We start from the raw sequence: 25742 nt of genomic DNA, 5'->3' as shown, positions 1-25742 counted from the left end.
GGCGCGCCAGCAGCAGACCCCCGGCGACAGCTGGCAGGTGCTGCGGGTGCAGCGCGGCCAGACCCTGAGCGAACTGTTCGACCAGGCCGGCATTCCGGCCAGCACCCTGCACCGGGTGCTGGACCATCCCGGCGCGCGCGATTCGCTGACCAAGCTGCGCCCGGGCGCCGAGATCGCCTTCGACATGCCGCTGTCGGGCGACCTGCGCAGCATCCGCTTCGACCGCGATGGCGAGCACCGGGTGGAGCTGAGCCTGGCCGGCAATGACATCAAGGAAAAGGTGACCCAGCGCGAGACCTCCACGCGCACGGTGGTCACCAGTGGCGAGATCACCAGTTCGCTGTATGCCGCGGCACGCCGTGCCGGGCTGTCGCCGTCGGCGATCGCGACGATGACCGACGACATCTTCAAGTACGACATCGATTTCTCGAAGGACCTGCAGCCGGGCGACCGCTTCAGCGTGGTGATGGACGAGACCTGGCGCGAAGGCGAGAAGGTCGACACCAGCAAGATCCTGGCGGCCACCTTCACCACCGGCGGCAAGACCTATTCGGGCTTCCGCTTCGAGCGCAACGGCAAGTCGGAGTACTACGACCTCAACGGCCGTTCGCTGAAGAAGAGCTTCATCCGTATGCCGATTCCCTTCGCGCGCCTGAGCTCGACCTTCGGTGCGCGCAAGCACCCGGTGCTGGGCAAGATGCGCATGCACAAGGGCGTGGACTACGCCGCCCGCACCGGCACGCCGATCATGGCCGCCGGTGATGCACGCGTGCAATTCGTGGGCGTGCAGCGTGGCTACGGCAACGTGGTGATCCTGGACCATGGCCGCGGCCACACCACCCTGTACGGTCACATGTCGCGCTTTGCCGGCATCAAGAACGGCCAGCGCGTGGCCCAGGGCACGGTGATCGGCTACGTGGGCTCCACCGGCCTGGCCACCGGCCCGCACCTGCACTACGAATTCCGCGTGAATGGCCAGCACCGCAACCCGCTGACGGTGACCATGCCGCCGCCGGAACCGCTGAAGGGTGCCGAACTGGTGGCCTTCCGCGCGCAGACCGCACCGGCCATGGCGCGTATCCAGGGCATGGAAAAGCTGATCTACGCCGAGGCCAGCCCGGCCCCCGCCAGCCGCGAGGCCGATGCCACCGAGGTGGCCAGCGCCAAGGACGCCAAGGCGCCGGCCCGCAAGCGCGGTTGAGCCCCTGCGTTGACGAACAAGGACGTGGCAGCACAAGCTTGCCACGTCCTTTTTTTATGCCCGCCATGAACGCCGCCGCCGACCCGAACGCCCCCCTGTACCTTGGCCTGATGTCGGGCACCAGCGCCGATGGCATCGACGCCGCCCTGGTGCAGTTCCCCGCTACCGGCGGCTGCCACTTCGTGCACGGGCTGACCGCGCGGTGGGAACCGGTGCTGCGTGCCCGGCTGGTGGCGCTGGGCGAAGGCGGTCCGCTGCAGTCGCTGGAAGAGCTGGGCGAATTGGATGCGCGGATCGCGATTGCCTTCGCCGGCGCGGCCAACCAACTGCTGGACGAGGCCGGGGTGGATCGCGCCCAGGTGCGGGCGATCGGCTCGCACGGGCAGACCGTGCGCCACCGGCCGCTGGCCGACCCGGCCTTCACCGTGCAGCTGGGCGATGGCAGCCGGATTGCCGAGCTGACCGGCATCACCACCGTGTGCGATTTCCGCCGCCGCGACGTGGCCGCCGGTGGCCATGGCGCGCCGCTGATGCCCGCCTTCCACCTGGCCATGCTGGGCGCCGCCGATGAAGACCGCGCGGTGCTGAACCTGGGCGGGATCGGCAACCTGACCCTGATTCCCCGGCAGGGGGCGGTGCGCGGCTTCGACACCGGCCCGGCCAATGCACTGATGGATGCGTGGTGCCAGCGCCACACCGGCCGCAGCTTCGATGCCGATGGCGCGTTTGCCGCCAGCGGTGCGGTGGATGACAGCCTGCTGGCCGCCTGGCGGGCCGACCCGTGGTTCGATCTGCCGCCGCCCAAGAGCACCGGGCGCGAACAGTTCCACCTGGCCTGGGCCGAAGCGCACATGGGCGAGGGCCAGTTCAGTGCCGCCGATGTGCAGGCCACCCTGCTGGAGCTGACCGCGATGACCGTGGCCGATGCGCTGCTGGCGCAGCAGCCGGGCACGCGACGGGTGCTGGTCTGCGGTGGCGGTGTACACAACGCACAGCTGATGCGGCGGTTGGCGGCGCGCCTGCCGGGCGTGCAGGTTGAATCCAGCGCGCGGCATGGGCTGGACCCGGAATACGTGGAAGCGATGGGCTTTGCCTGGCTGGCCCAGCGCACGATGGACGGGTTGCCGGGCAACCTGCCGGCGGTGACCGGCGCGCAGGGGCCGCGGATCCTGGGGGCGATTCACCTGGCGTGACGCGGGTGGCATCCGCCGGGCATGGCCCGGCGCTACCCGACATCATGCACCCGGTGAAGTGGCGGTAGCGCCGGGCCATGCCCGGCGTCGAAGTGTCAGGTCAATCGAAGCCCTGGCCGGCGGGCATGGCCTGCAGCGCGGCGATGGCCGCCGACAGCGCATCCACTTCGGGATCGCCAAAGCCCGAGCGCACTTCCAGTTCACTGCTCAACAGCCCCTGCTCCAGCACCGCCTGGCAGGTCTGTTCGTGGGTCCAGCCGCGCGCGACCGCCACCCGCCGGATACGTTCCAGCAGCAGCGGATCGACGTCGCGCAGCACTATATCGGCCATGCTCACTCCCCGTTCGCAAGGCACCGCCCCCCCGGCGCACGTGGCGATCATCCCGCAGCCGGGGCGTGCAGGCAATCAGGGGGCGGCCGGCGGCCCGCGATCCAGGATGCGCGGCCACAGCCAGGCCAGCAGCAGCAAGGTCGGCACCACGGTGACCGCGCTGAGCATGAAGAAGGTGCTGTATGAGCTGGCTTCGACGATGTAACCGGACACGCCACCGACGAACTTGCCCGGCAGGTTGGCCAGCGACACCAGCAGCGCGTACTGGGTGGCGGTGAAATTGCGGTCGGTGAGCGAGGACATGAAGGCCACCAGCACGGTGCCGGCGAAGCCCTGGAACAGGTTGTCGGCGCTGAGTGCGGCATAGAACGCCCACAGCTGGCCGGGGTTGTGCGCCATCAGCAGGAAGGCCAGGTTGGACAGGGCCACGCCCAGCGCGGCGACCAGCAGCATGCGACGGAAACCGAACGCGGCCACCGCGATACCGCCGAGGAAGGCGCCGCCAATGCCCATCCACACGCCGAACAGCTTGGACACAGTGGCGATGTCGGCCTTGTCGAAGCCCGAATCCAGATAGAACGGGCCGGCCATGACCCCGATCACCTGGTCGGGGAACTTGAACAGGCCGACGAAGGCCAGCAGCCCCAGTGCCAGGGCGATGCCGTTGCGGCTGAAGAAGCTGGTAATCGGCTGTACGAAGGCTTCGGCCACGTCGATGCGGCGCTGCACCGCGTTGGCCGGGCGGTCGGGCTCGCGGCAGAACAGCGTGGCCAGGATCGGCAGCAGCATCAGCGCGGCCATGGCCAGGTAGGCCACGATCCAGCCTTCGAACTGGGCCAGGTACAGCGCGCCGGCGCCGGCCAGGATCAGGCCGATGCGGTAGCCCAGCGTATAGGTGGCCGCCAGGGCCGCCTGCGCGGTCTGCGGGGCGATCTCGATGCGGTAGGCATCGACCACAGAGTCCTGGGTGGCGCCAGCGAAGGACGCGGCCAGCACCCAGCCCACCAGCGGCCACACGCCCTGTTCGGGGCGCACGAAGGCCAGCGCCACCAGGCCGACCAGCACCGCCACCTGCGACACCAGCAGCCAGGAGCGGCGACGACCGAGCCGGCCCAGCAGCGGGAACGCGTACCGGTCCAGCAGCGGCGCCCAGACGAACTTCAGCAGGTAGAAGAAGCTGGCCAGGCTGATCAGGCCGATGCTGCCCAGATCCAGGCCGACATCGCGCAGGCGGGTGGACAGGGTCTGCGAGGCGATCAGCAGGAACGGCAGGCCGCTGCCGAAGCCCAGCAGGGCCATGGTCAACGCCGACGGCGTGCCGAAGGCGCGCTTGATGCCGGCCCAACCCTTGTAGCTGGGCGCCGCAGCGGCCTCGGTCACAGGTCGTAGTCCACGGTGAACGGGGCGTGGTCGGAGAAGCGCTCGTCGCGGTAGATCGAGCAGCTGCGCAGGCGGTCACGCAGGCCCGGGGTGATGAACTGGTAATCGATGCGCCAACCGACGTTGTTGGCGCGGGCCGCGCCGCGGTTGCTCCACCAGGTGTAATCCTCGCCGGTGGGGTTGAGCAGGCGGTAGGCGTCGGCCCAGCCGCGGCCGGAAGCGACATCGGTGGCCTGACCATGGTCGGCGCACAGGGCATTCAGCCAGTCGCGCTCCTCGGGCAGGCAGCCGGAATTCTTCTGGTTGGATTTCCAGTTCTTGATGTCCAGCGCCGAACGGACGATGTTCCAGTCGCCACACAACACGTAGTCGCGGCCACTGCGCGCCCACTCTTCCAGGATCGGCCGCAGCCACTCCATCACTTCGAACTTGAAGCCCTGGCGCAGGTCGCCCGAGCTGCCGGAGGGAATATAGAAGGAGACCACGCTGAGATTGCCGAAGCGCGCCTCGATGTAGCGGCCTTCATCGTCGAACGGAGCCCAGCCCAGCGAGGTGATGACCTGGTCGGGCTCGCGCTTGCTGTAGATGGCCACGCCGCTGTAGCCCTTCTTGGTGATGGCATCGCGGTAGAAGCAGTGGTGGCCATCGGGGCGGAACATCGGGTCGGTCAGCTGGTCTTCCTGCGCCTTGGTTTCCTGGATGCACAGAACGTCGGCGTCCTGGGCACGGAACCAGTCGAGGAAGCCCTTGGTGGCGGCCGAGCGGATGCCATTGGCGTTGAAGCTGATGATGCGCATGCAGAAGAACCTACGGCGGGAAACCGGGCAAGCATACCGGTTGGCCATGGGGCTGCGCAGTCCGCCGGCGCCCCCCGGGCGGGCCTTCACGGCGGGCCGGACGAGCGCGAAGGGCCCAGCTGGATTAGGATTTATGCTCCAAATGATGATGAACAGAGTTTTGATGAGCGACCATCGCCACCGTTTCCTGCAGCTGGCCCTGACCGCCGACGCCCTGCGCTTCGGCCAGTTCACCCTGAAGTCCGGCCGCCTGAGCCCCTATTTCTTCAATGCCGGCCGGTTCGATTCCGGTTCGCTGCTGGCCCAGCTGGGCGCCTGCTACGCCGATGCCATCGACGCCAGCGGGATCAAGTACGACGTGGTCTTCGGCCCGGCCTACAAGGGCATTCCGCTGGCCACCGCGATGGCCTGCGAACTGGCCCAGCGCGGCCGCGACCTGCCGCTGTCGTTCAACCGCAAGGAAGTGAAGGACCACGGTGAAGGCGGCCAGCTGATCGGCGCCGACCTGACCGGCAAGCGCGTGCTGATCGTGGACGATGTGATTACCGCCGGCACCGCGATCCGCGAAGCCATGGCCATCATCCGCGCCGCCGGTGGCACCCCGGCCGGCATCGTGGTGGCCCTGGACCGCCAGGAGATCGCCTCGGAAAGCGACCACCGTTCGGCCGCACAGGCCGTGGCCGAAGAAGCCGGCATTCCGGTGATCGCCGTGGCCACCCTGGCCGATCTGCTTGATTTCGCCTCCGGAAACCCGGAACTTGTGGGCTACCGGCAGCCGCTGGAAGCCTATCGGGCCCAGTACGGCGTCCGCTCCGCACGCTGACCCAGGGGAAGGTCGCATGTTCCGAGTTCCTGCCATTGTTGCCGCCAGCCTGCTGCTGGCGGTTCCGGCCACCGCCCTGGCGCAGTCCAGCGGCAAGGCGGAAAAGAAGCTGTACTGCTGGAACCAGGGCAAGGAACGGATCTGCAGCGATGCGCTGCCGGCCGACGCGGTGAACAACGCGCGCGAGGAATTCAACGTGAACAGCGGCCTGCGCAATGCCCAGGTCGAGCGCGCGTTGAACGATGAGGAACGTGCCGCCGCTTCCACGGCGGCGGCGCAGACCCAGCTGGACAAGATGGCCGAGCTGACCCGCCAACGCACCGAGCAGGCCATGCTGGTGACCTATTCCGACGAAGACGCGCTGCGGCGCGTGTTCAGCGAACGCCAGGAAGTGCTGGACAACAACCTGAAGACCGCCCGCTACAACGTGGCCAGCCTGCGTGATTCGCTGGTGGCGCTGTTGGGCGCGGCCGGTGATCGCGAACTGGCCGGCGCCGCGGTGGCTGACAAACAGGCCGACCTGATCCGCCAGCGGCATGCGCAGCTGCGCTCGCAGCAGCGCCTGCAGGCCAGTTTCGAGCAGCAGCAGGTGGCACTGAAGGCCGAGATCGAAACCACCCTGCAGCGCTACCGTGAACTGAAAGGGCTGGCGCCCGCAGGCTGAAGCGCGTGGCGGCCCCAGCGGCCCCAGCGGCCCCGCGCCCACCGGTGACCATGACAGCGGCCCGAACCCCTGATGCGCGTACCCGCCAGGCCGATGCGCTGGTGCACGGCCTGCAGCGCGAAGCCGGCGGGAAGCTGACCGTTTTCCTCGGCGCAGCGCCGGGCGTGGGCAAGACCTACGCCATGCTGGCCCGTGCACAGGAACAGCGCCGCCGTGGCGTGGACCTGGTGGTGGGGCTGGTGGAAACCCACGGCCGCGCCGAAACCCAGGCCCTGCTGGACGGCCTGCCGCAGCTGCCGCTGAAGGACGTGGACTACCGCGGCCACGCCTTGCACGAGATGGACCTGGATGCGCTGCTGGCACGCCGGCCGGCGCTGGCGCTGGTGGATGAACTGGCCCACCGCAACGTGCCCGGCAGCCGCCACGAACGGCGCTGGCAGGATGTGATGGAACTGCTGGATGCCGGCATCGACGTCTGGACCACGGTGAACATCCAGCACCTGGAAAGCCTGAACGATGTGGTGATGCGGATCACCGGCGTGCGGGTGAGCGAGACCGTGCCCGACGTGGTGCTGGACCGCCTGCACGACATCGTGCTGGTGGACCTGCCGCCGCGCGAACTGATCGCGCGCCTGCAGCAGGGCAAGGTGTACGTTCCCGAGCAGGCCGCGCAGGCCCTGCAGGCGTTCTTTTCACCGGCCAACCTGACCGCGCTGCGCGAACTGGCCATGCAGGAAGCGGCCGATCGCGTGGACAGCAGCCTGCGCGAGACCCGGGCCGCGCGTGGCGAGGCGAACCTGCCGTTGCGCCGCGGCGTACTGGTGGCCATTGATGGCGGTGGCCAGAGCGAATACCTGGTGCGGGTGGCGCGGCGCATTGCCGAACGCCGCGACGCACCGTGGACGGTGGTGACCGTGCAGGGCCGGCGCCAGGACGATGCCACCCGCCGCGAGATCGATGCGGCATTCGCGCTGGCACGGCGCCTGGGTGGCGAGGCCGAGCTGCTGCACGGGTCCAGCATTGCCGATGCCCTGCTGGACCATGCCGCGCACAATGGCATTTCGACGCTGGTGCTGGGCCGTACCCGCGAACGTCCGTTGGCCCGCATGTTCAACCGCACCCTGACCCAGCAGCTGATCCAGCGCGGGGCGCATTACGAGATCACCATCATCAGCACGCCGCAGGCCCGCGCCCGTTCGCGCCGCGAAGGCCTGCTGCCGCCGATGCGCGGCATCAGCTACGAGCCGGTGCAGGCGCTGGTTGCCACCGCGCTGGCCTGCGCGGTGGCGTGGCTGGGCGAACGCTGGGTGGGCATGGCCGACCTGTCGATGGTGTTCATCGTGGCGGTGGTGCTGGTGGCCGCACGTACCCGCGCCAGCGTGGCCGCGATGGCCGCGATCCTGTGCTTCCTGGCCTACAACTTCCTGTTCATCGCGCCGCGCTTCACCTTCGCCATCAGCGCGCGGCAAGGGGTGATCACCGTCTTCCTGTTCCTGGCCGCAGCGCTGGTGGCCGGGCGCCTGGCATCGCGGCTGCGCATGCAGGTGATTGCCCTGCGCGCGGCCAACCGCCATGCGCGCGCGCGCCAGCAGCTGGGCCGGCAGCTGGCCAGCGCGGCCGGGCCGGGCGAGGTGGCGCAGGCCGGGCGCCAGGCCCTGCAGCAGGCCCTGGATGTGCCGGCATGGCTGCGCATCGGCACCGACACGGCCACCGGCGGCCGCGCGCTGCCCGGCGACACCGACCTGGCGGCGGCCGACTGGGCGCAGCGCCACGGCCAGCCCGGTGGACGCTTCACCGATACGCTGGCCGGTGCGCAGTGGTGGTTCCTGCCACTGCTGGATGGCGGTGACCGTGCCCTTGGCGTGGCCGGCCTGTACCTGCCCGACGCCCGGCTGTTGCCCGAGCAGCGGCAACTGGCCGAAGCCATGGTGGATGACATCGCCCAGGCCGTGCTGCGCACGCGCCTGGTGGCCGAGCTGGAACAGGCCCACGTAAGCAACGAGACCGAACGCCTGCGCTCCGCCCTGCTGTCTTCGGTATCGCACGACCTGCGCTCGCCGCTGGCGGCGATGATCGGCTCGGCCGACAGCCTGGCCAGCTATGGCGATGCCATGGACGGCGCTGACCGGCGGGCCCTGCTGGACACCATCCAGGTGGAGGGCGAGCGGCTGGACCGCTACATCCAGAACCTGCTGGACATGACCCGCCTGGGCCATGACGGGCTGCAGATCAACCGCGACTGGATCGGCGTGGACGAGCTGATCGGTTCGGCGGCACGGCGCCTGCAGCGCTACCAGCCGCAGGTGCGCCTGGAGCTGGACATTCCGGCAACGCTGGCGCCGATCTGGGTGCACCCGGCGCTGGTGGAACAGGCCGTGTTCAACGTGATGGAGAACGCGGCGAAGTTCTCGCCCCCCGGCGCCGCCGTGCAGGTGCAGGCACGGTTGGCCGACGGCCAGCTGCAGATCGACGTGATCGACGCCGGCCCGGGCATTCCCGATGACGAGCGCACGCGCATCTTCGACATGTTCTACAGCGTGGAGCGCGGCGACCGCGGCCGCCATGGCACCGGCCTGGGCCTGGCCATCTGCCAGGGCATGATCGGCGCCCACGGCGGCAGCGTGCAGGCGCTGCCCGGGCGCGACGGCCGCGGTACCCTGATCCGCATCACCCTGCCCTTGCTGAAACCTGCTGACCACGATGAGCCCGATGCCGACTGACGCCAGCGTGCCGGCCGCACGCGTGCTGGTGATCGACGATGAAACCCAGATCCGCCGTTTCCTGGACATCAGCCTGCGTGCGCAGGGCTACCAGGTACGGCAGGCCGCCAGCGGCGAGGAAGGCCTGCAACTGGCGGCCAGCGAGGACATGGACCTGGTGATCCTGGATATCGGCCTGCCGGACATGGAGGGGCACGAGGTGCTGCAGCAGCTGCGGCAGTGGAGCCAGGTGCCGGTGATCATGCTGACCGTGCGCGCCGGCGAGGCCGAGAAGGTGCGGGCGCTGGACAACGGCGCCAACGACTACGTGACCAAGCCGTTCGGCACCCAGGAACTGATGGCGCGGGTGCGGGCGCTGCTGCGCACGCGCAGCGTGCCCAGCGATGGCGCGCCGCCGGTGTTCGACGATGGCCACCTGCATGTGGACCTGGTGCGCCGCGAAGTGGCGCTGGACGGCGAGCCAGTGGCCTTGACCCGCAAGGAGTACGCGCTGCTGTCACTGCTGCTGCGCAACGCCGGGCGGGTGGTGACCCAGCCGCAGATCCTGCAGGAGATCTGGGGCCCGACGCACCAGCACGACACCCACTACCTGCGCATCCTGGTGGGCAAGCTGCGGCACAAGCTGGGCGATTCGGCGCTGGATTCGCGTTACCTGTTCACCGAACCAGGCGTGGGGCTGAGGTTCAAGGGGTGAGGCGTGCCGACCAACGGTCGGCACCTACCAGGTAGATCCACGCCATGCGTGGATGGGCCGGCCCGCAGGAGCGATCAGAACCCCAGCGGGGTGTCGCCCAGTACCGTCTGCAGCTGGCTGCGGAACAGCGCCTGGATGCGCTCCAGGGCGGCTTCATCGTTGCCTTCAAAGCGCAGCACCAGCACCGGCGTGGTGTTGGATGCACGTACAAGGCCCCAGCCGTCGGGGAAGTCCACGCGCAGGCCATCGATGGTGGACAGGCGCCCGCCCGTGTAGGGCGACTCCGCCGACTGTGCCGCATCGACCAGCATCGCCACCAGCGCGTGCGGCGTGCCATCGGCCACCGGCACCTTCAGTTCCGGCGTGGCCACGGTTTCGGGCAGCTCGGCCAGCACTTCGTCCGGGGCTTCCTCGCGCTGGGCCAGGATTTCCAGCAGGCGCGCGGCGGCGTACAGGCCATCGTCGAAACCGAACCAGCGTTCCTTGAAGAAGAAGTGGCCGCTCATCTCGCCGGCCAGTTCGGCGTCGGTCTCGCGCATCTTGGCCTTCATCAGCGAATGCCCGGTCTTCCACATCAACGGGCTGCCGCCATTGCGCAGCACGTGATCGGACAGCTTGCCGGTGCATTTCACGTCGTAGATGACCATCGCGCCGGGATTGCGCATCAGCACATCGGCGGCAAACAGCATCAGCAGGCGGTCGGCGTAGATGATGCGCCCTTCGCCGGTGACCACGCCCAGGCGGTCGCCATCGCCATCGAAGGCCACGCCCAGGTCGGCACCGAAGCGCTTGACCGTCTGCACCAGGTCTTCCAGGTTGGCCGGTTCGCTCGGATCGGGATGGTGGTTGGGGAAGGTGCCATCGACATCGCAGTACAGCGGAATGACCTCGGCGCCGATGGCTTCCAGCAATTGCGGGGCGAACGCACCGGCCACGCCGTTGCCGGCGTCGGCGACGACCTTCAGCGGACGGTCCAGCTGCACGTCGTCGGCGATGCGCTGGATGTAGTCGGCCGCCACCTCGCGCTGCTGGTAGTCACCCGGCGTGGCGGCCTGCTGCAGGCGACCTTCGCTGATGCGCAGGTAGAGATCGGTGATCGCATCGCCGGACAGGGTTTCACCGCCGATGACGATCTTGAAGCCGTTGTACTCGGGCGGGTTGTGGCTGCCCGTCACGGCCACGCAGGTGCCGGTGCGCAGATGGAAGGCAGCGAAGTAGACCATCGGCGTGGCGGCCAGGCCGATATCGATGACCGAGCAGCCGGCGCGGCGCAGGCCCTCGGCCAGGGCGGCGGCCAGTTCCGGGCCGGACAGGCGCCCATCCCGGCCGATCACCACCTCGCGCAGGCCCTGTTCCAGCGCCACGGTACCGATGGCCTGGCCGATCAGGGCCGCGGTCTTCGGGTTCAGTTCGCTGCCGACCACGCCACGGATGTCGTAGGCGCGGAAGATGCCCGGGGCCAGCGCCACCGGCGGGACCGGCGGCGGCGCCACGGCATCACCTTCATCGCCGCTGGCCAGCAACGGCGGCGGGGTGGACATCTGCAGGCTCTCGCGCAGGGTCGGGCCCTGGTCGCCCTCGCTGGCGGCGGTGCGGCGCAGCGGCAGTGACTTCGGCAGGCGGTTGCGACCGACCACCAGCAATACGGCGATGAACAACAGCAGCAGCGCGACGATGGCGCTGCCCAGCGCACCCAGGCCCAGTGGGCCGGCCTCGATGTTGGGTACCGCTGCGGCCAACCGCAGGGGGGTACCGGCCACCGGGCGCGCCAGTGCTTCGGCGCTCTCGCGCAGGCCGGCATCGCCCTGCGCCACGATGTCATGGCCGCCCTGGCGCAGGGCCAGGAAGCCGTCGGCGGGGGTACGCACCTGGTCCAGCGGCGCGGTCAGGCGCAGCAGTGGCTGGCGCACATAGGCCACGGCCGGGCCGGCGCTGCCCAGCTCGACGGCGGCGGCCAGACCCAGGCGGTTGCCGCCCGCATCGCGCACCACGCGCAGGGCCGGCTTGCCGTCGGCCAGCGCCGATTCCAGCAGGGCCAGCCGCGAGTAACCGAACGCCGGCATGTCGACATAGGCGGCGGCAAGGTCGGCATCCAGCACGTCCACCTGCTCCACCCCGGTCCAGCTTTCACGCATGGCCAGGGCCGCGGCGGCGGCATCGCCAGCGCGCAGCGCCTGCTGCACGCGATCGCTCTGCAGATGCTTCTGCAACTGCTGCAACTGGCCGGCAGCGGCCTGCTGAAGCCCCTGCACAGCCTGGTCGCGGGCCGCTTCCAGTGCCTCGCCGTTGGCCGCCTGTCGCCACTGCTGCACCGCGCTCCAGCCGAACCACCCGGCCAGCAGTACCAGCAGCACACCCAGCAGCGGTGCCCCCCGACCCAACGACTTCGCCTGCTTCGCTTCCCCGTTGCCGCTCATTGATCTCCCCCGTCAACGCACCCCGGTATGGCCGAATCCACCCGTTCCCCGCACGCTGTCGGTGAAAGTATCCACCACCTGCAGGCTGACGCGGGCAATCGGAACGACGACCAGCTGGGCGATGCGATCGCCCGGTTCTATAGTGAAGGCTTCGCGGCCGCGGTTCCAGACGCTGATCAGCAGCGGGCCCTGGTAATCGGCATCGATCAGGCCGGTGCCGTTGCCCAGCACGATACCGTGGCGGTGGCCCAGGCCCGAGCGCGGCAGGATGACCGCGCACAGGCCGGGATCGGCGATATGGATGGCCAGGCCGCTGGGCACCAGCGCGGTATCGCCGGGCTGCAGGGTCAATGCGGTTTCCAGCGCCGCGCGCAGGTCCATGCCCGCGCTGGCTTCGGTGGCGTAGGCCGGCAACGGCCAGCTGTCGCCGAAGCGCGGGTCGAGCAGCTTCACCTGCAGCGGCTGCGGGGAAAACGTCTGGGTCATGCCGTAAGCCTCCGCGCGATCAGCGCCAGCAGTTGTTCGGCCAGTTCGCGCTTGCTGGTGGCCGGGAATACCTGTTCGCCGTCCTGCCAGAAGGCAGTGGCCGCATTGTTGTCACTTTCGAAGCCGCCGCCGCTGATGCCCACCTGGTTGGCGATCACCAGGTCCAGGCGCTTGTCGACCAGCTTGCCGCGCGCGTACTTCTCCACATCGTGGGTTTCGGCAGCGAAGCCGACCACCAGCTTCAGGGCCTGGGTCTGCGCGGCCACCTCGGCCAGGATGTCCGGGGTGCGCACCAGCTCGATCACCAGCGACTGGCTGTCGGCGGTCTTCTTCAGCTTCTGCGCGGCCACCTGGCGCGGGGTGTAGTCGGACACGGCGGCGGCACCGATGTAGATGTCTGCCGGCAACGCGTCCAGCACGGCCTGGCGCATCTGCGCGGCCGAGCGCACATCCACGCGCTGCACGCCGGGCGGCGTGGGCAGCTGCACCGGGCCGCTGACCAGCACCACCTGCGCGCCCATCGTGGCGGCCGCTGCGGCCAGGGCGAAGCCCATCTTGCCGCTGCTGCGGTTGCCGACGTAGCGCACCGGGTCGATGTCTTCATAGGTCGGGCCGGCGCTGATGAGCAGGCGCAGGCCCTGCAGCGCGCGGGTTTCCGGCGCGGCCTCGGCCACCGGCGGTGCACCCACGGCGGCCAGCGCGGCCACGATGTCGCCCGGTTCGGCCAGCCGGCCGGGGCCCGATTCACCTTCGGCCAGCGGGCCATCCACCGGGCCGATCACCTGTGCGCCGCGCTGGCGCAGCAGGGCGATGTTGGCCTGGGTGGCCGGGTGCAGCCACATGCGGTGGTTCATGGCCGGGCACACGGTCAGCGGCGCGGTGCTGGCCAGGCACAGCGTGCTGACCAGGTCGTCGGCGTGGCCGTGGGCCAGGCGGGCCAGCAGATCGGCGGTGCCGGGGGCGACCACGATACGGTCGGCCCAGCGCGCCAGTTCGATATGGCCCATGGCCTGCTCGGCCGCGCTGTCCCACAGCGTGGTGCGGGTCGGCAGGCCGGACAGCGCCTGGAAGCTGAGCGGGGTGACGAACTGCTGCGCACCGGCAGTCATGGCCACCTGCACCAGGGCGCCGGCATCACGCAGGCGCCGCACCAGTTCCAGGGCCTTGTACGCAGCGATGCCACCGCCCACGCACAACAGCAGTTTCTGGCCCGCCAGCGCGCGGGCCGGCGCGGGGGAGGCGTTGGGAGAATCAGCCACCTGGAATTCCTGTGCAAACGAGGGCGCTAGCTTACCCGAAGGGCGGTGGCGTCCCGGTGCATGGCGCACATAGCGGGCCGCTATCAGCACATAGGGTTATGACCACATGAAGTTCCGCATGGACCATTGTTCGATTCGGAACTTTCCTATACCTGTGCGGCCGCGCTGTTTGCAGAATCATAGGTGGCCACGCCGCGTGTGCCGTCTGTTTTCCCAGGAGCATGCCGTGCACCCGCGCATCATCATTGCCGACGACCACCCGGTGGTCCTGCACGGCATCCGCATCGTGCTCGAACGCCACCGTCTGGATGTGGCCGGCGCCGCCTGCGATGGCGCCGGCCTGCTGCGCCTGGTGGACGAGCGCCGCTGCCATGCCGTGCTGACCGACCTGGCCATGCCCGGCCCCGGTCCGGACGGCCCGGAACTGGTGGCGGCCCTGCGCGAGCGGCACCCACAGCTGCCCGTGGTGGTGCTGACCGGCGCGCGCCATCCCGGCCTGCTGGATGGGCTGCTGCGTGATGGCGTGCATGGTCTGGTCGACAAGGCCGCCGATTTCGCCGAGCTGCCGCAGGCGCTGCATGCGGCCATGGGCGGGCAGGTGTTCGTTTCCCAGCAGCTGCGCCGGCACCTGCAGTCACGCGACCTGATGTTCCAACGCGAACCCTCACCGCTGTCGGCGCGCGAACAGGAAGTGATGCAGCTGCTGGCCGAGGGTCTGAGCGTGAATGCGATCGCCGACCACAGCGGCCGCAGCGCCAAGACCATCAGCCGGCAGAAGGCCGAAGCCAAGCGCAAGCTGGGCCTGCACAGCAACCAGGAACTGTACGAATACCTGAAGCGCCAGCGCGATTGAGGGCTTGCCCCACCGCAGGGCGCGGCAAGCGCCGATGCCCGCGACGATCGCGGGCGGCCACGATGGGCCATGACCATCCTCGACTGGCCCGAGAACGAACGCCCCCGCGAGAAGCTGCTGGCCCGCGGTCCGGCCGCCCTGTCCGATGCCGAACTGCTCGCCCTGTTCCTGGGCTCGGGCTTCGGCGGGCGCGACGCCGTGCAGACCGCGCGCGACCTGCTGCAGGCCCACGGCCCGTTACGGGTGCTGCTGGACCGACCGCCCGCCGAACTGACCCGCCTGCCTGGGCTGGGCCCGGCGCGCAGCTGCACCCTGGCCGCGGGTCTGGAGCTGGCCCAGCGCTACCTGGCCGCCGAGCTGCAGCAGGGCGACTGCGTGGGCGAAAACCCCAGCGCCGTGGGCCGCTACCTGCAGCACCGGCTGCGCGGCCAGCCCCGGGAAATCTTCATGGCCCTGTTCCTGGACAACCGCCACCGCCTGCTGGCCTGCGAAGAATTGTTCCAGGGCACGATCAATGCCGCCCCGGTCTACCCGCGCGAAGTGGTGCGTCGGGCCCTGCTGCACAACGCCGCCGCGGTCATCCTCAGCCACAACCACCCCTCCGGCGATCCTGAACCGTCGGCCGCCGATACCCGCATCACCCGCGAACTGCAGCAGGCCCTGGCCATGGTGGACGTGCGCCTGCTGGACCACTTCGTGGTGGGCGAAGGGCGCCCGGTGTCGTTTGCTGAACGGGGTCTGCTGCCGAAGGTGGGCGCCCGCCTGCCCGGCTGAACCGGCCGCAGCGCTGGCCCCGGCCGCAGGCGCCCGGTCAGCGGGTTGACCGGTATCTGCGCTAAAATGGACGATTCCGCCGCTCATTCTCACAGCAGGCCTCGTGAAAAATCTCCTCCGCGCCCTGATCAACCAAGGCATCGAAGCCTTGCGCGCCAATGGCACCCTGCCCGCCGACACCCTGACGCCGGACTTCGTGGTCGAACGCCCGAAGACCCGCGAGCATGGCGACTTCGCCACCAACGCCGCCATGCTGCTGGCCAAGGCCGCGCGCAGCAACCCGCGTGCCGTGGCGCAGGCGCTGGTGGACGCACTGCCGCGCAGCGAGGACGTCAGCAAGGTCGAGATCGCCGGCCCGGGCTTCATCAATTTCCACCTGGCCCCGGCCGCCTACCAGCGCGAAGCCGCGCTGGTGCTGAAGGAAGCCCACGACTACGGCCGCAACCTGTCCGGCAATGGCCGCACGGTGGGCGTTGAGTATGTGTCGGCCAACCCGACCGGCCCGCTGCATGTCGGCCACGGCCGCGCGGCGGCCATCGGCGACTGCATTGCCCGCGTGCTGGATGCCAACGGCTGGAACGCCAAGCGCGAGTTCTACTACAACGACGCCGGCGTGCAGATCGAAAACCTGGCGCTGTCCACCCAGGCCCGCGTGAAGGGCATCGCGCCCGACCAGGACGGTTGGCCCGAAGGCGGCTACCGCGGTGAATACATTGCCGATGTGGGCCGTGCCTACATGGCCGGCGCCAGCGTGGATCTGGAAGGCACCACCGTGGTCGGCGCCAAGGACCCGGACGACCTGCAGGCCATCCGTCGCTTCGCCGTGGCCTACCTGCGCAACGAGCAGAACCTGGACCTGGCCGCGTTCGGCGTGGATTTCGACATCTACTTCCTGGAAAGCTCGCTGTACGCCGACGGCAAGGTGGCCGAAGCAGTAGCCAAGCTGCAGGCCTCGGGCCACACCTACGAGGAAGGCGGCGCTCTGTGGCTGCGCAGCACCGACTTCGGTGACGACAAGGACCGCGTGATGCGCAAGTCCGACGGCACCTTCACCTATTTCGTGCCGGACGTGGCCTACCACCTGTCCAAGTGGCAGCGCGGCTACGAGCGCGCGATCACCGAACTGGGTGCCGACCACCACGGTTCGCTGGCGCGCGTGCGCGCCGGCCTGCAGGCCATGGAAGTGGGTATTCCGCAGGGCTGGCCCGAATACGTGCTGCACCAGATGGTGACGGTGATGCGTGGCGGCGAAGAAGTGAAGCTGTCCAAGCGTGCCGGCAGCTACTTCACCCTGCGCGACCTGATTGACGAAGCCGGCCGTGATGCCACCCGTTGGTTCCTGATCGCGCGCAAGCCCGATTCGCAGCTGACCTTCGACATCGACCTGGCCCGCCAGCAGAGCAACGACAACCCGGTGTTCTACGTGCAGTACGCGCATGCACGCGTGTGCAGCCTGCTGCGCCAGGCCCAGGAAAAGGGCATCACCCATTCGCCCAGCGCCGGCCTGGCCGGTCTGACCACGCTGGACGACGAAGCCTCGCTGTGGCTCATGGTGGAAATGTCGCGCTACCCCGAAGTGGTGGAATCGGCCGGCACGCTGATGGAACCGCACCTGGTGGCGCAGTATCTGCGCGAACTGGCACACGCCTTCCACACGTGGTATCAGAGCAAGAAGATCCTCGAACTGGATCAGTCCGAGCTGGATGCACGCCTGGCCCTGGCCAACGCGGCACGGCAGGTGCTGGCCAACGGCCTCGACCTCCTGGGCGTCAGCGCCCCGGAAAAAATGTAATTCCCCGGAGAAGCAGTAGACATGGCAGCACGACGCGGCAAGACACAGGCCAGGCGCAACAGCAGCAGCCAGGGCACGCCCGGATGGGTGTGGCTGGTGGCCGGTGTGGCCATTGCCGCCGTGGTGTTTTTGGCGGCGCCCAATCTGTTCAAGGGCGAAGGCGATGGTTTCCTGCGTGCCGGGCCGCAGCCGAACCCGAACGCGCAGCCGGCGCCGGTGGCCGACGCCGATGCCGATGTCGGCAGCCAGCCGGCCACGCCGGCCGCTGCCACCAAACCGGCTGAACCGGAAAAGCCGACCGCCACCCAGTACGACTTCTACACCCTGCTGCCGGGCAAGGAAGTGGAGATGTCCGACGCCGAACTGGCCGCCAGCGCGCGGGCCGAGGAACTGCGCCGGGCCAAGGCCGAAGCACAACGCGCTCAGGCCGCACTGGAAGGCAAGCCGGTTCCGGCTGCGCCGGCTGCAACGCCGGCTGCCGCCCCAGCAGCAACGGCCAGCGTGGCCAGCACCGCTGCGGTGACCGCCAGCGAACGCCCGTTGCCGGCGCCGTTGAGTGAACGCCCCGCGGCGGCAGCGGCGACCCCGCCGGCCACCGCACCGGTACGCACCGAAACCGCGGCGCAGCCGCCGGCTGCGGCTGCGGCACCGGCAGCCGCCGCTGACAACACACGCTACATCCTGCAGGCCGGCGCCTTTGGTGCGTCTGGCGATGCAGAAGCGACCAAGGCCAAGCTGGCCATGATGGGCCTGGCCGCACGCGTGGAATCGGCGCAGATCAATGGCAAGACCGTGTACCGCGTGCGCATGGGGCCCTACGGCAGCGCCGGCGAGCTGGCCGAAGCCAAGCAGAAGCTGGATGGCACCGGCTTGCAGGCGATGGCGATCAAGGCGCAGTAAGTTGAAAAGCCGGGCAATGCCCGGCTTTTTGCTTTCGTAGCGTCGAGCTTGCTCGACTGCTGTTGAACTCAGTCGAGCAAGCTCGACTCTACGACGGCAATGGCGCAGTCGAGCATGGCTCGACTCTACAACCCGCGGGCGACCTGGAAGCCGGCGAACGACTGGCTGACCGGCATCAGCTCCAGGCGATTGATGTTCAGGTGCGGCGGCAGCGTGGCCACCCAGAAGATCTGTTCGGCGATGTCTTCGGCGGTCATCGGGTTGGCGCCGGTGTACAGCTTGTCCGAGGCGGCCTGGTCGCCATGGGTGCGCACCACGGTGAACTCGGTTTCGGCCATGCCCGGCTCGATGGTGGTCACGCGCACGCCGGTGCCGTGCAGGTCCGAACGCAGGCCCAGCGAGAACTGGCTGACGAAGGCCTTGGTGCCGCCGTAGGCGTTGCCGCCCGGGTACGGGTAGACCCCGGCCACCGAGGAGATGTTGATGATCGCGCCCTTGCGCTCCACCAGCAGCGGCAGCAGGCGGTGGGTCAGCGTGACCAGTGCGGTGATGTTGGTGTCGATCATGGTGGTCCAGTCCTTCAGACTGGCGCTCTGCGCCGGCGCCGTGCCCTGGGCGAGGCCGGCGTTGTTCACCAGCAGATCGATATCGCCAAAGGCCGGCGGCAGGGCCAGCAGCGCGGCCTCCATCGCCACCGGATCGCGCACGTCGAACACCGCCGCGTGCACCACGTCCTTGCCGTAACGGTCGACCAGCGGCTGCAGGCGCTCACCACGGCGGCCGGTGGCGATCACCTTCCACCCGGCCTGGGCGAAGCGATGGACGGCGGCGGCGCCGAAGCCGGACGTGGCGCCGGTAATCAGGACGGTGCGGGTCATGCAGACAACTCCGTGGGGAACCAGACCCCCATTCTGGCACCGTCGGCCGCCGCCTGCGTTTGCCATATCGGGCCGGGGTGCCCTGCCAGGGTGCCCGGGTTGGGGTCAGCGCCCGGTGCCGGTGGCACCGGGATCCGCCCCCGGCATCGTTCAGCGCAGGCGGAACACCCGTGCCTTGGGCAGGTCTTCATCGACCTGCAGGAACCAGCGCCCGGCAATGCCCGGTATCACTTCGATCTGCGGCGCCTGCAGCGGTGCGCGCAACGTCATCTGGCCCTTCATGACCTGCCACTGCTGGCCGTTGTCCAGGCTGAACACGGTGCCCGGCGCCCAGCCGGCCACCTCGCCCACCAGCCGCGCACTCACCGGGCCCTCTTCCAGCCCCAGGTGCATGGCGGCCGGCGCGGGGACGCCCGCCGGCACCGGCGCGGCGGCGGTGCGGGTTTCCGGCCCCGGCCCTTCGGCCTGGCGCAGCGCGCGGTTCAGCGCCTGCAGCTGTGCCGGGCTGAGCCCGATCTCGGCCAGCTGCGCCGCGCTCAGCCGCTGTTCCAGCGGTACGTACGGGGCCTGCGCGCTGGCGCTGAAGCTGCTGGCCAGCAGCAGGGCGGAAAAGACGAACCGGCGCATCGCGAGGACCTGTGCGGGAGAGCGCCCACGATGCTGCAATCCGGTGACAGTCCGGTGACAGCGGCCGGGCCGGTACAATGGGCCATGATCAACAACGATGTCCTGCGCAGCGTGCGCTATTCCCTGGATCTGGGTGACCACCACGTGGTGACCCTGTGCCAGATGGCCGACCCGGCATTCGCCGTGGATAACGAGCAGGTGAAAGCCTGGCTGCTGCGTGAAGATGAGCCCGGCTTCCAGGCGATGAGCGACAGTGCCCTGGCGCATTTCCTGGATGGCTTGATCGTGCACCTGCGCGGCCGCGACGAAAGCCAGCCGCTGCGCCCGGTGGAAACCCGCATCGACAACAACCTGGTGCTGAAGAAGCTGCGCGTGGCCTTCCAGCTGCGCGATGTGGACCTGATGGAGATCTTCGCCAGTGCCGGCTTCCGTGTGTCCAAGTCGGAAGTGGGTGCGCTGTTCCGCCAGCCCGGCCACACCAACTACCGGCGCTGCCTGGACCAGATGCTGCGCAACTTCCTCAAGGGCCTGAGCCTGCGCCTGCGCGGCTGAGCACGGCCTGCACGAAGGCACGCGCGGCCGGGGTCGGCAGGCGCTGCCAGACCAGGTGCACGCGGCGCGTGGGCGTGGGCTGCAGCGGCACCTGCTGCACGTGCTGGAAGCCGGCGGCAATCGACACCGGCACGATGCCGATCGCCAGGCCCTGGCGCACGAAGCGTTCCACCAGTTCCATCAGGTTGACCTCGAAGCGCACCGCATGCGGCAGCCCGGCCGCAGCGAAGGCATCGTCGGTCTGGCGCCGCGCACCGGTGCCGCGCGGGAAATCCACCAGCGCTTCGTCCTGCAGATCGGCCAGGGCCAACCGCCGCCGGCCTGCCAGCCGATGGCCCGGCGCCAGCACCGCCACCAGGTCTTCTTCCAGCAGCACCTGCTGGCACACCCCATCCAGCTGCGCTGACGGCGCCAACCCGACCAGGGCCACGTCCAGCACGCGCGCCTGCACCTGCTCGATCAGGGTCTCGCTCTTGTCCACCCGCAGCTGGAATTCCACCTGCGGGTGCGCCTGCTGGAACGCGGCCAGCAGCGCGACCACGTCGATATCGGTGAGTGAGGAGATCTGGCCAATGGCCAGCATGCCGCGCACTTCACCGCTGACCGCCGCCACGTCGGCGCGCAGGTGGCGCAGGCTGGCCAGCACCTGCCGCGCATGCACCAGCAGCGCTTCACCGGCCGCGGTGGTGCGCACCTGGCGCGGCAGGCGCTCGAACAGCAGCGTGCCCAGTTCCTGTTCAAGATGAGCGATCTGGTGGCTGAGCGCCGACTGCACCACGTGGCAGCGCGCGGCGGCACGGGTGAAGTTGCCTTCTTCGGCCAGGGCCACGGCAAATTCAAGCTGCTTCAGGTTCACCCATGTATCTCGTTTTCAGATGACAGGGATGATGATGATTCATTTCCATCATGGACGCAGCAGGCGGACACTGTGCGCCCCTGCACTACGGAACAACGCGTGAGCCCTGCCCTTCCCCCCCTGCACCGCTGGCAGGTGCTGCTGATGTCGGTGGCAACCGGCGTAGCGGTGGCCAGCAACTACTACGCCCAGCCGCTGCTGCATACCATCGCCGATGCCTTCGGGGTGCCGTTCGGGCAGGTGGGCATGGTGGTGACCGCCGCGCAGCTGAGCTATGCCGCCGGCCTGATCCTGCTGGTGCCGCTGGGCGATCTGTTCGAGCGGCGGCGCCTGATCGTGGTGATGAGCCTGCTGTCGGCCGGCGGTCTGGTGATCAGCGCCTGCGCGCCCAGCCTGACCTGGCTGCTGGTGGGCACGGCCATCACCGGTCTGTTCTCGGTGGTGGCGCAGGTGCTGGTGCCCTTCGCCGCCACCCTGGCCGCGCCGGAACACCGCGGTCGCGTGGTGGGCACGCTGATGAGCGGCCTGCTGCTGGGCATCCTGCTGGCGCGCACGGTGGCCGGGCTGCTGTCCAGCCTGGGCGACTGGCGCCTGGTCTATGCCATCGCCGCTGGCGTGCTGGTGCTGACCGCCGCCGCGCTGCAGCGCGGCCTGCCACGCTTCCATCACTCGGCCGGGCTGGGCTATTTCGCCCTGCTGCGTTCGATCGGCACGCTGTTCGTGCAGGAGCCGGTGCTGCGCCAGCGCACCCTGCTGGGGGCCTGCAGCTTTGCCATGTTCGCCATCTTCTGGACGCCGCTGGCGTTCCTGCTGGCGCAGCCGCCCTACGCCTACAGCGACGCCACCATCGGGCTGTTCGGCCTGGTCGGCGCCGCCGGTACGCTGGCGGCGGGTCTGGCCGGGCGCATGGCCGACCGCGGCCAGGCCGGCCGCGCAACCGCCATCGCACTGCTGATGCTGCTGCTGTCCTGGCTGCCGCTGGGGTTGTCGGCGCACTCGCTGCTGGCACTGCTGGTGGGCGTGGTGGTGCTGGACCTGGCCGCACAGCTGCTGCATGTCAGCAACCAGAACCTGATCTACGCGCTGCAGCCGGAAGCGCGCAACCGCCTCAACGCCGGCTACATGACCGGCTATTTCATCGGCGGCTCGCTGGGCTCGCTGCTGTCGGCGCAGGTGTACCAGCACTTCGGCTGGACCGGCGTATGCGTGGCCGGTGCCAGCGTGGCAGTGCTGGCCCTGCTGCTGTGGCTGCCAGGCGCTGTTGGAGCCCGCGCAGACGCCTGAGCGTTGGCGATGGCAGGGAACAGGCGCGCTATCATGGCCGCCTGTTTCCAGGAGGTCGTCGCGTGGACGCCATTCTCACCCCGGTATCGATCGGCGAGCTGATCGACAAGATCACCATTCTCGAGATCAAGGCCGAACGCATCACTGATGCAGCCAAGGTCGACAACGTGCGCACGGAACTGAATGGTCTGCTGCCGCTGCTGCTGCAGCAGCTGCAGGCGCAGCCGGCGCTGCAGGCCCTGAAGGAGCAGCTGAAGGTGATCAACGAGCGCATGTGGGACATCCAGGACCAGCTGCGCGACAAGGAAGCGGCGCAGGTGTTCGACGATGCCTTCGTGCAGTTGGCACGCGGCGTGTACGGCACCAACGGCGAGCGCGTGGTGGTGAAGAACGAGATCAACCGCGTGGCCGGTTCTGCGCTGGTGGAAGAGAAGCAGTACCAGGGGCAGTAAGCCGGCCTCAGCTGCATTCCAGCAGGTGGCGGATGCGGAACAATTCGCCATCGCTGCGGATGCCCAGCTTCTGGTAGGCGGTTTTCTTCTGGGTACTGATGGTGCTGGCCGCACGCTGGAAGCGCAGGGCCATTTCGCCGGTGCTGCAGCCCTGCAGCACCAGCCGCAGCACTTCGCGTTCGCGGCGGCTGAGCGGCGCCAGGCTGGGCGTGACCGCGCGCAGGGTGCGCGACCGGCTGAGCTGGGCGCGCAGGTCGGGCGGCACGAAGCGGCCGCCGCGCGACACCACATCCACCGCGCGCAGCAGCACGTCGGGCGCGGTGGCCTTGGACAGGAAACCGCGTGCACCGGCCTGCATGGCCGTGGTGACCGTGCTGGCGTTGCAGTGCGCCGACAGCACCAGCACCGGCAGCTGCGGCCACTGGCGGGACAACCGGCGCAGCAGCGCCATGCCATCGCCCAGATCGCCCAGTGGCAGTGCATCGACCACCAGCAGATCGATGCCGCCGGGCTCGCGGCGCAGCCGCTGCAGCAGTTCGCGCTCATCGGCGTAGCTGCCGCATACCTCCACGCCACTGTGCTGCCGCAGCAGCACTTCCACGCCCAGCCGCAGTACCGGGTGCGGATCCAACAGTGCCAGCCGGCACGGCCGGTCGGGTAGCAGGGGCGGAAGGACGGGCATCGCTGCATATCCGGCATTTCGGGAATGCCACCGTAGGCCGCCGCCGCCCGCTGCGGAATCCAATTCGTTGCAATGCAGCACGCGCACCGCGCCGTGGTCATGCGCGGTTTCGATAGCTGAAAACAGAACAGGCCCGGTCAAGACCGGGCCTGTTGATGCGTTGCCGGAGCAATGCGCGCGGCGCGGCAATTACCAGCTGAAGCGCGGGCCGACGGTGTATTCCTTGTCGCCGTGGCGGTTCATCTTCAGCTCGCCGTTCACACCCCAGTTCTGGTTCAGCTTCACCTGGCCACCCAGGCGGCCGTACCACTGGCCGTCGATATCGACGCCGTGCTTCTTCGAATAATCTTCGTAGCCGACCAGGCCGTAGACTTCGGCGTGGGCACCGAAGGCGGTGCGGATACCGGCTTCAGCGCTGTAGCCGTTGAAGTCCAGGCCGTGCTTCTGGTCGAACTTCTGGTAGGCCACGCGGGCGACGAAGTCGCTGGACGGTGCGATTTCAACGTTGTAACCGGCACCGACCTTCCACTGGTCGACCTTGATGTTGGTGTGGTCCACTTCCTGGCGGCTGTATTCACCGAAGGCATGGAAGTTCGGCAGGAAGCCGTAGGAACCCTTGACGCCGTAACCGTCGGCCTTCACGCCATCAACGTCGGTCTTGGCGTAGTCCGCCTCGGCGTAGTTGTAGGACAGGTTTTCAGCGGCCGAAGCCGTGAACGGCAGGGCAGCGGCCAGAGCCAGGGCAATCAGCGAATTCTTCATGGGGGTACACCTTTACTTTCTTATGGTGTGCAGCAGCGCCAGGGCGCCATCGCATCGGGAATGTAAATTCTCCGTTATTCGACACAACGCTCCCTGAAAACCGCGGTCTTCGCATTGCTGAATTTTCTGGCTTGATTCAGGCAGTTTCTGGCATACGCGCGCGCTGCGTGCACATGCACTGCATTCCAATGGGCACAGGCGTGTCGATTGCGCGCGCACTGATTCGTCGAACCAGCAAGGCCGTGCATCCGCCACGGTCCACCACGGAGGCAAGCGATGAGCTACATCGATGGTTTCGTCCTGGCGGTGCCCACCGCCAACAAGGAAAAATTCCTGGCCCACGCCCGCATGGGCGACGTCGTGTTCATTGAATACGGCGCGCTGCGCGTGGTCGAGTGCTGGGGCGACGATGTGCCGCCAGGCAAGACCACCGACTTCTTCGGCGCGGTGAAGGCCACGCCGGATGAGACGGTGGTGTTTTCCTGGATTGAATGGCCCGACAAGGCCACCCGCGATGCGGGCATGCAGAAGATGATGGAAGACCCGCGCATGGATCCGTCGAAGAACCCGATGCCCTTTGATGGCGCGCGGATGATCTATGGCGGCTTCGTGCCGATCCTGGATCTTTTGCCCTGACGGACCCGACGCGACGCGCCTCAGCGCGCGCTGGGGTCGTCTTCGCTGGCATGGCCGGCGCCCAGCGCGGCGCCGGCCCCAAGGCCCAGGCCGCCCATGCCGGCGCCCGCTCCACCACCACCGCCCCCACCCCCGCGACCGCCCTTGGCCTCGCCCTCGCCGCCACGTGCCTTGTTGCCGCCGCCACCGCCACTGGCCGGACGGGTCGGGCCCTGCGGCGGAATCTGCAGGTCGGTCGGCACCGGGGCCAGGTCCAGTGCCTGGCGCACGAAGTCACGCAGCGACACCACCAGGTCGTGGGTATGCACCGGCCGGCCCTGCGCCAGTTCGGTGGCGGCACGCGCGGCCAGCCGCACTTGTTCGTCGGTGCCCAGCAGCAGGATGTCCGACAACGCCGCCTCCACTGCATCGCGGATGCGCCGTGCACGCTCCGAGCCCGGCTCGGTGCTGCCGCTTTCGTGGGCGCGCTGGCGCAGTTCGCGCAGATGGGTGGGGTCCACGCCCAGATCGCCGGTGAACGAGCCGCCCAATGTCTTGTAGGCGGCCATCAGCGTGCGCAGGCGCTCGTTGATCTGCCGGTTCTCACGCTCGCGGCGCTGCTGCAGGGTCTGCATCACCAGCAGGCGGATGCCCACGCCCAGCAGGGTGATCAGCACCAGTCCAGCCAGCGTGGACAGCACCCCCTGCCAGGAACTGAAGTCGATACCGCGCATGCGCAGGCCTCCCCGG

The 25742-nt window shown here is 68.9% G+C and carries 26 protein-coding genes (1 of these 26 cut by a window edge); 14 read left to right on the top strand and 12 right to left on the bottom strand.

Going from position 1 to position 25742, the window contains the following annotated elements; genetic code table 11:
* Both C1930_RS01820 and C1930_RS01815 read left to right on the top strand, forming a co-directional pair.
* On the top strand, positions 1-1201 hold the 3' portion of the coding sequence (locus tag C1930_RS01820) for a peptidoglycan DD-metalloendopeptidase family protein (RefSeq protein WP_108761014.1). Its footprint begins 272 nt before the window's first position; the window shows 1201 of its 1473 coding nt (coding positions 273-1473); its start codon lies beyond the left edge, outside the window; the stop codon is at positions 1199-1201.
* A gap of 65 nt (positions 1202-1266) precedes the next feature.
* Positions 1267-2394 (top strand): anhydro-N-acetylmuramic acid kinase, encoded by a 1128-nt coding sequence (locus C1930_RS01815; protein WP_108772519.1) that lies wholly within the window; start codon positions 1267-1269, stop codon positions 2392-2394.
* Between the two features lie 100 nt (positions 2395-2494).
* On the opposite strand, the gene C1930_RS01810 is transcribed toward C1930_RS01815, so the two are convergent.
* From C1930_RS01810 to C1930_RS01800, 3 genes are all read right to left on the bottom strand, one after another.
* Entirely contained in the window at positions 2495-2725 is a 231-nt protein-coding gene (locus C1930_RS01810) for a hypothetical protein (RefSeq protein WP_108751450.1), read from the bottom strand.
* A gap of 75 nt (positions 2726-2800) precedes the next feature.
* Positions 2801-4105, bottom strand: coding sequence for an MFS transporter (locus C1930_RS01805; protein ID WP_108748221.1), 1305 nt, complete (start codon positions 4103-4105; stop codon positions 2801-2803).
* Entirely contained in the window at positions 4102-4902 is an 801-nt protein-coding gene (locus tag C1930_RS01800) for an exodeoxyribonuclease III (protein ID WP_108751925.1), read from the bottom strand. Before C1930_RS01800 ends, C1930_RS01805 begins: the two co-directional genes overlap by 4 nt.
* 163 nt (positions 4903-5065) lie before the next feature.
* Here C1930_RS01800 and pyrE point away from each other — a divergent pair, with 163 nt between their 5' ends.
* Genes pyrE through C1930_RS01780 form a run of 4 tightly spaced genes read left to right on the top strand, consistent with a single transcriptional unit; the run spans position 5066 to position 9803 of the window.
* The gene (gene pyrE / locus C1930_RS01795; protein ID WP_108755187.1) at positions 5066-5725 is read left to right on the top strand and encodes an orotate phosphoribosyltransferase; all 660 of its coding nucleotides are present in this window, start codon (positions 5066-5068) and stop codon (positions 5723-5725) included.
* A gap of 16 nt (positions 5726-5741) precedes the next feature.
* Complete coding sequence (locus tag C1930_RS01790; RefSeq protein WP_108748218.1) at positions 5742-6389, top strand: hypothetical protein; 648 nt, start codon at positions 5742-5744, stop codon at positions 6387-6389.
* Between the two features lie 50 nt (positions 6390-6439).
* Positions 6440-9109, top strand: a complete 2670-nt coding sequence (locus tag C1930_RS01785) for a sensor histidine kinase KdpD (protein WP_108770943.1) — start codon at positions 6440-6442, stop codon at positions 9107-9109.
* Positions 9099-9803 carry a response regulator transcription factor gene (locus tag C1930_RS01780; protein ID WP_199911996.1) on the top strand — a complete coding sequence of 235 codons (705 nt, stop codon included), beginning with the start codon at positions 9099-9101 and terminating at the stop codon, positions 9801-9803. The genes C1930_RS01785 and C1930_RS01780 overlap by 11 nt, the downstream gene beginning before the upstream one ends.
* A gap of 74 nt (positions 9804-9877) precedes the next feature.
* Here C1930_RS01780 and C1930_RS01775 read toward each other — a convergent pair whose 3' ends face one another.
* Genes C1930_RS01775 through coaBC form a run of 3 tightly spaced genes read right to left on the bottom strand, consistent with a single transcriptional unit; the run spans position 9878 to position 13965 of the window.
* Positions 9878-12220 (bottom strand): phosphomannomutase/phosphoglucomutase, encoded by a 2343-nt coding sequence (locus tag C1930_RS01775; protein WP_108770942.1) that lies wholly within the window; start codon positions 12218-12220, stop codon positions 9878-9880.
* A gap of 12 nt (positions 12221-12232) precedes the next feature.
* Positions 12233-12706: a dUTP diphosphatase gene (dut, locus tag C1930_RS01770; RefSeq protein WP_108748215.1), complete on the bottom strand. Its 474-nt coding sequence runs from the start codon at positions 12704-12706 to the stop codon at positions 12233-12235.
* Positions 12703-13965 (bottom strand): bifunctional phosphopantothenoylcysteine decarboxylase/phosphopantothenate--cysteine ligase CoaBC, encoded by a 1263-nt coding sequence (coaBC, locus tag C1930_RS01765; RefSeq protein ID WP_108770941.1) that lies wholly within the window; start codon positions 13963-13965, stop codon positions 12703-12705. Before coaBC ends, dut begins: the two co-directional genes overlap by 4 nt.
* A 226-nt stretch (positions 13966-14191) precedes the next feature.
* Between coaBC and C1930_RS01760 the strand changes: the two genes are divergently transcribed.
* From C1930_RS01760 to C1930_RS01745, 4 genes are all read left to right on the top strand, one after another.
* The gene (locus C1930_RS01760) at positions 14192-14818 is read left to right on the top strand and encodes a response regulator transcription factor (RefSeq protein WP_108757615.1); all 627 of its coding nucleotides are present in this window, start codon (positions 14192-14194) and stop codon (positions 14816-14818) included.
* Between the two features lie 69 nt (positions 14819-14887).
* Complete coding sequence (radC, locus tag C1930_RS01755) at positions 14888-15592, top strand: DNA repair protein RadC (RefSeq protein WP_108755182.1); 705 nt, start codon at positions 14888-14890, stop codon at positions 15590-15592.
* A 103-nt stretch (positions 15593-15695) separates the two neighbouring features.
* Positions 15696-17384, top strand: a complete 1689-nt coding sequence (gene argS / locus C1930_RS01750) for an arginine--tRNA ligase (RefSeq protein ID WP_108748211.1) — start codon at positions 15696-15698, stop codon at positions 17382-17384.
* 21 nt (positions 17385-17405) lie between these two features.
* Complete coding sequence (locus C1930_RS01745) at positions 17406-18284, top strand: SPOR domain-containing protein (protein WP_108755181.1); 879 nt, start codon at positions 17406-17408, stop codon at positions 18282-18284.
* 125 nt (positions 18285-18409) lie between these two features.
* On the opposite strand, the gene C1930_RS01740 is transcribed toward C1930_RS01745, so the two are convergent.
* Positions 18410-19162 carry an SDR family NAD(P)-dependent oxidoreductase gene (locus C1930_RS01740; protein WP_108755180.1) on the bottom strand — a complete coding sequence of 251 codons (753 nt, stop codon included), beginning with the start codon at positions 19160-19162 and terminating at the stop codon, positions 18410-18412.
* A 150-nt stretch (positions 19163-19312) separates the two neighbouring features.
* Positions 19313-19789 (bottom strand): hypothetical protein, encoded by a 477-nt coding sequence (locus tag C1930_RS01735; RefSeq protein WP_108755179.1) that lies wholly within the window; start codon positions 19787-19789, stop codon positions 19313-19315.
* 84 nt (positions 19790-19873) lie between these two features.
* On the opposite strand from C1930_RS01735, the gene C1930_RS01730 reads away from it, so the two are divergent.
* A complete protein-coding gene (locus tag C1930_RS01730) occupies positions 19874-20341 on the top strand; it encodes a DUF1456 family protein (protein WP_108748207.1) in 468 nt (155 codons plus the stop codon).
* Here C1930_RS01730 and C1930_RS01725 read toward each other — a convergent pair.
* On the bottom strand, positions 20310-21197 hold the full coding sequence (locus C1930_RS01725) for a LysR family transcriptional regulator (RefSeq protein WP_108755177.1): 888 nt from the start codon (positions 21195-21197) through the stop codon (positions 20310-20312). The two genes, C1930_RS01730 and C1930_RS01725, sit on opposite strands and share 32 nt — an antisense overlap.
* A 144-nt stretch (positions 21198-21341) precedes the next feature.
* Between C1930_RS01725 and C1930_RS01720 the strand changes: the two genes are divergently transcribed.
* A complete protein-coding gene (locus C1930_RS01720) occupies positions 21342-22481 on the top strand; it encodes an MFS transporter (RefSeq protein ID WP_343125581.1) in 1140 nt (379 codons plus the stop codon).
* Between the two features lie 62 nt (positions 22482-22543).
* The gene (locus C1930_RS01715) at positions 22544-22933 is read left to right on the top strand and encodes a DUF6165 family protein (RefSeq protein WP_108770940.1); all 390 of its coding nucleotides are present in this window, start codon (positions 22544-22546) and stop codon (positions 22931-22933) included.
* Between the two features lie 7 nt (positions 22934-22940).
* On the opposite strand, the gene C1930_RS01710 is transcribed toward C1930_RS01715, so the two are convergent.
* Positions 22941-23615: a response regulator transcription factor gene (locus tag C1930_RS01710; RefSeq protein WP_108770939.1), complete on the bottom strand. Its 675-nt coding sequence runs from the start codon at positions 23613-23615 to the stop codon at positions 22941-22943.
* A gap of 189 nt (positions 23616-23804) precedes the next feature.
* Positions 23805-24377, bottom strand: a complete 573-nt coding sequence (locus C1930_RS01705; RefSeq protein ID WP_108748202.1) for an Ax21 family protein — start codon at positions 24375-24377, stop codon at positions 23805-23807.
* A 276-nt stretch (positions 24378-24653) separates the two neighbouring features.
* Between C1930_RS01705 and C1930_RS01700 the strand changes: the two genes are divergently transcribed.
* A complete protein-coding gene (locus C1930_RS01700; protein WP_108751912.1) occupies positions 24654-25013 on the top strand; it encodes a DUF1428 domain-containing protein in 360 nt (119 codons plus the stop codon).
* Positions 25014-25033: 20 nt separating this feature from the next.
* Here C1930_RS01700 and C1930_RS01695 read toward each other — a convergent pair whose 3' ends face one another.
* Positions 25034-25726, bottom strand: a complete 693-nt coding sequence (locus C1930_RS01695; protein WP_108755173.1) for a hypothetical protein — start codon at positions 25724-25726, stop codon at positions 25034-25036.
* Positions 25727-25742: the final 16 nt, after the last annotated feature.

The sequence above is a fragment of the Stenotrophomonas sp. SAU14A_NAIMI4_8 genome (assembly GCF_003086695.1).
Taxonomy (GTDB): domain Bacteria; phylum Pseudomonadota; class Gammaproteobacteria; order Xanthomonadales; family Xanthomonadaceae; genus Stenotrophomonas.
This window is presented reverse-complemented; position numbering and strand designations above follow the sequence as displayed.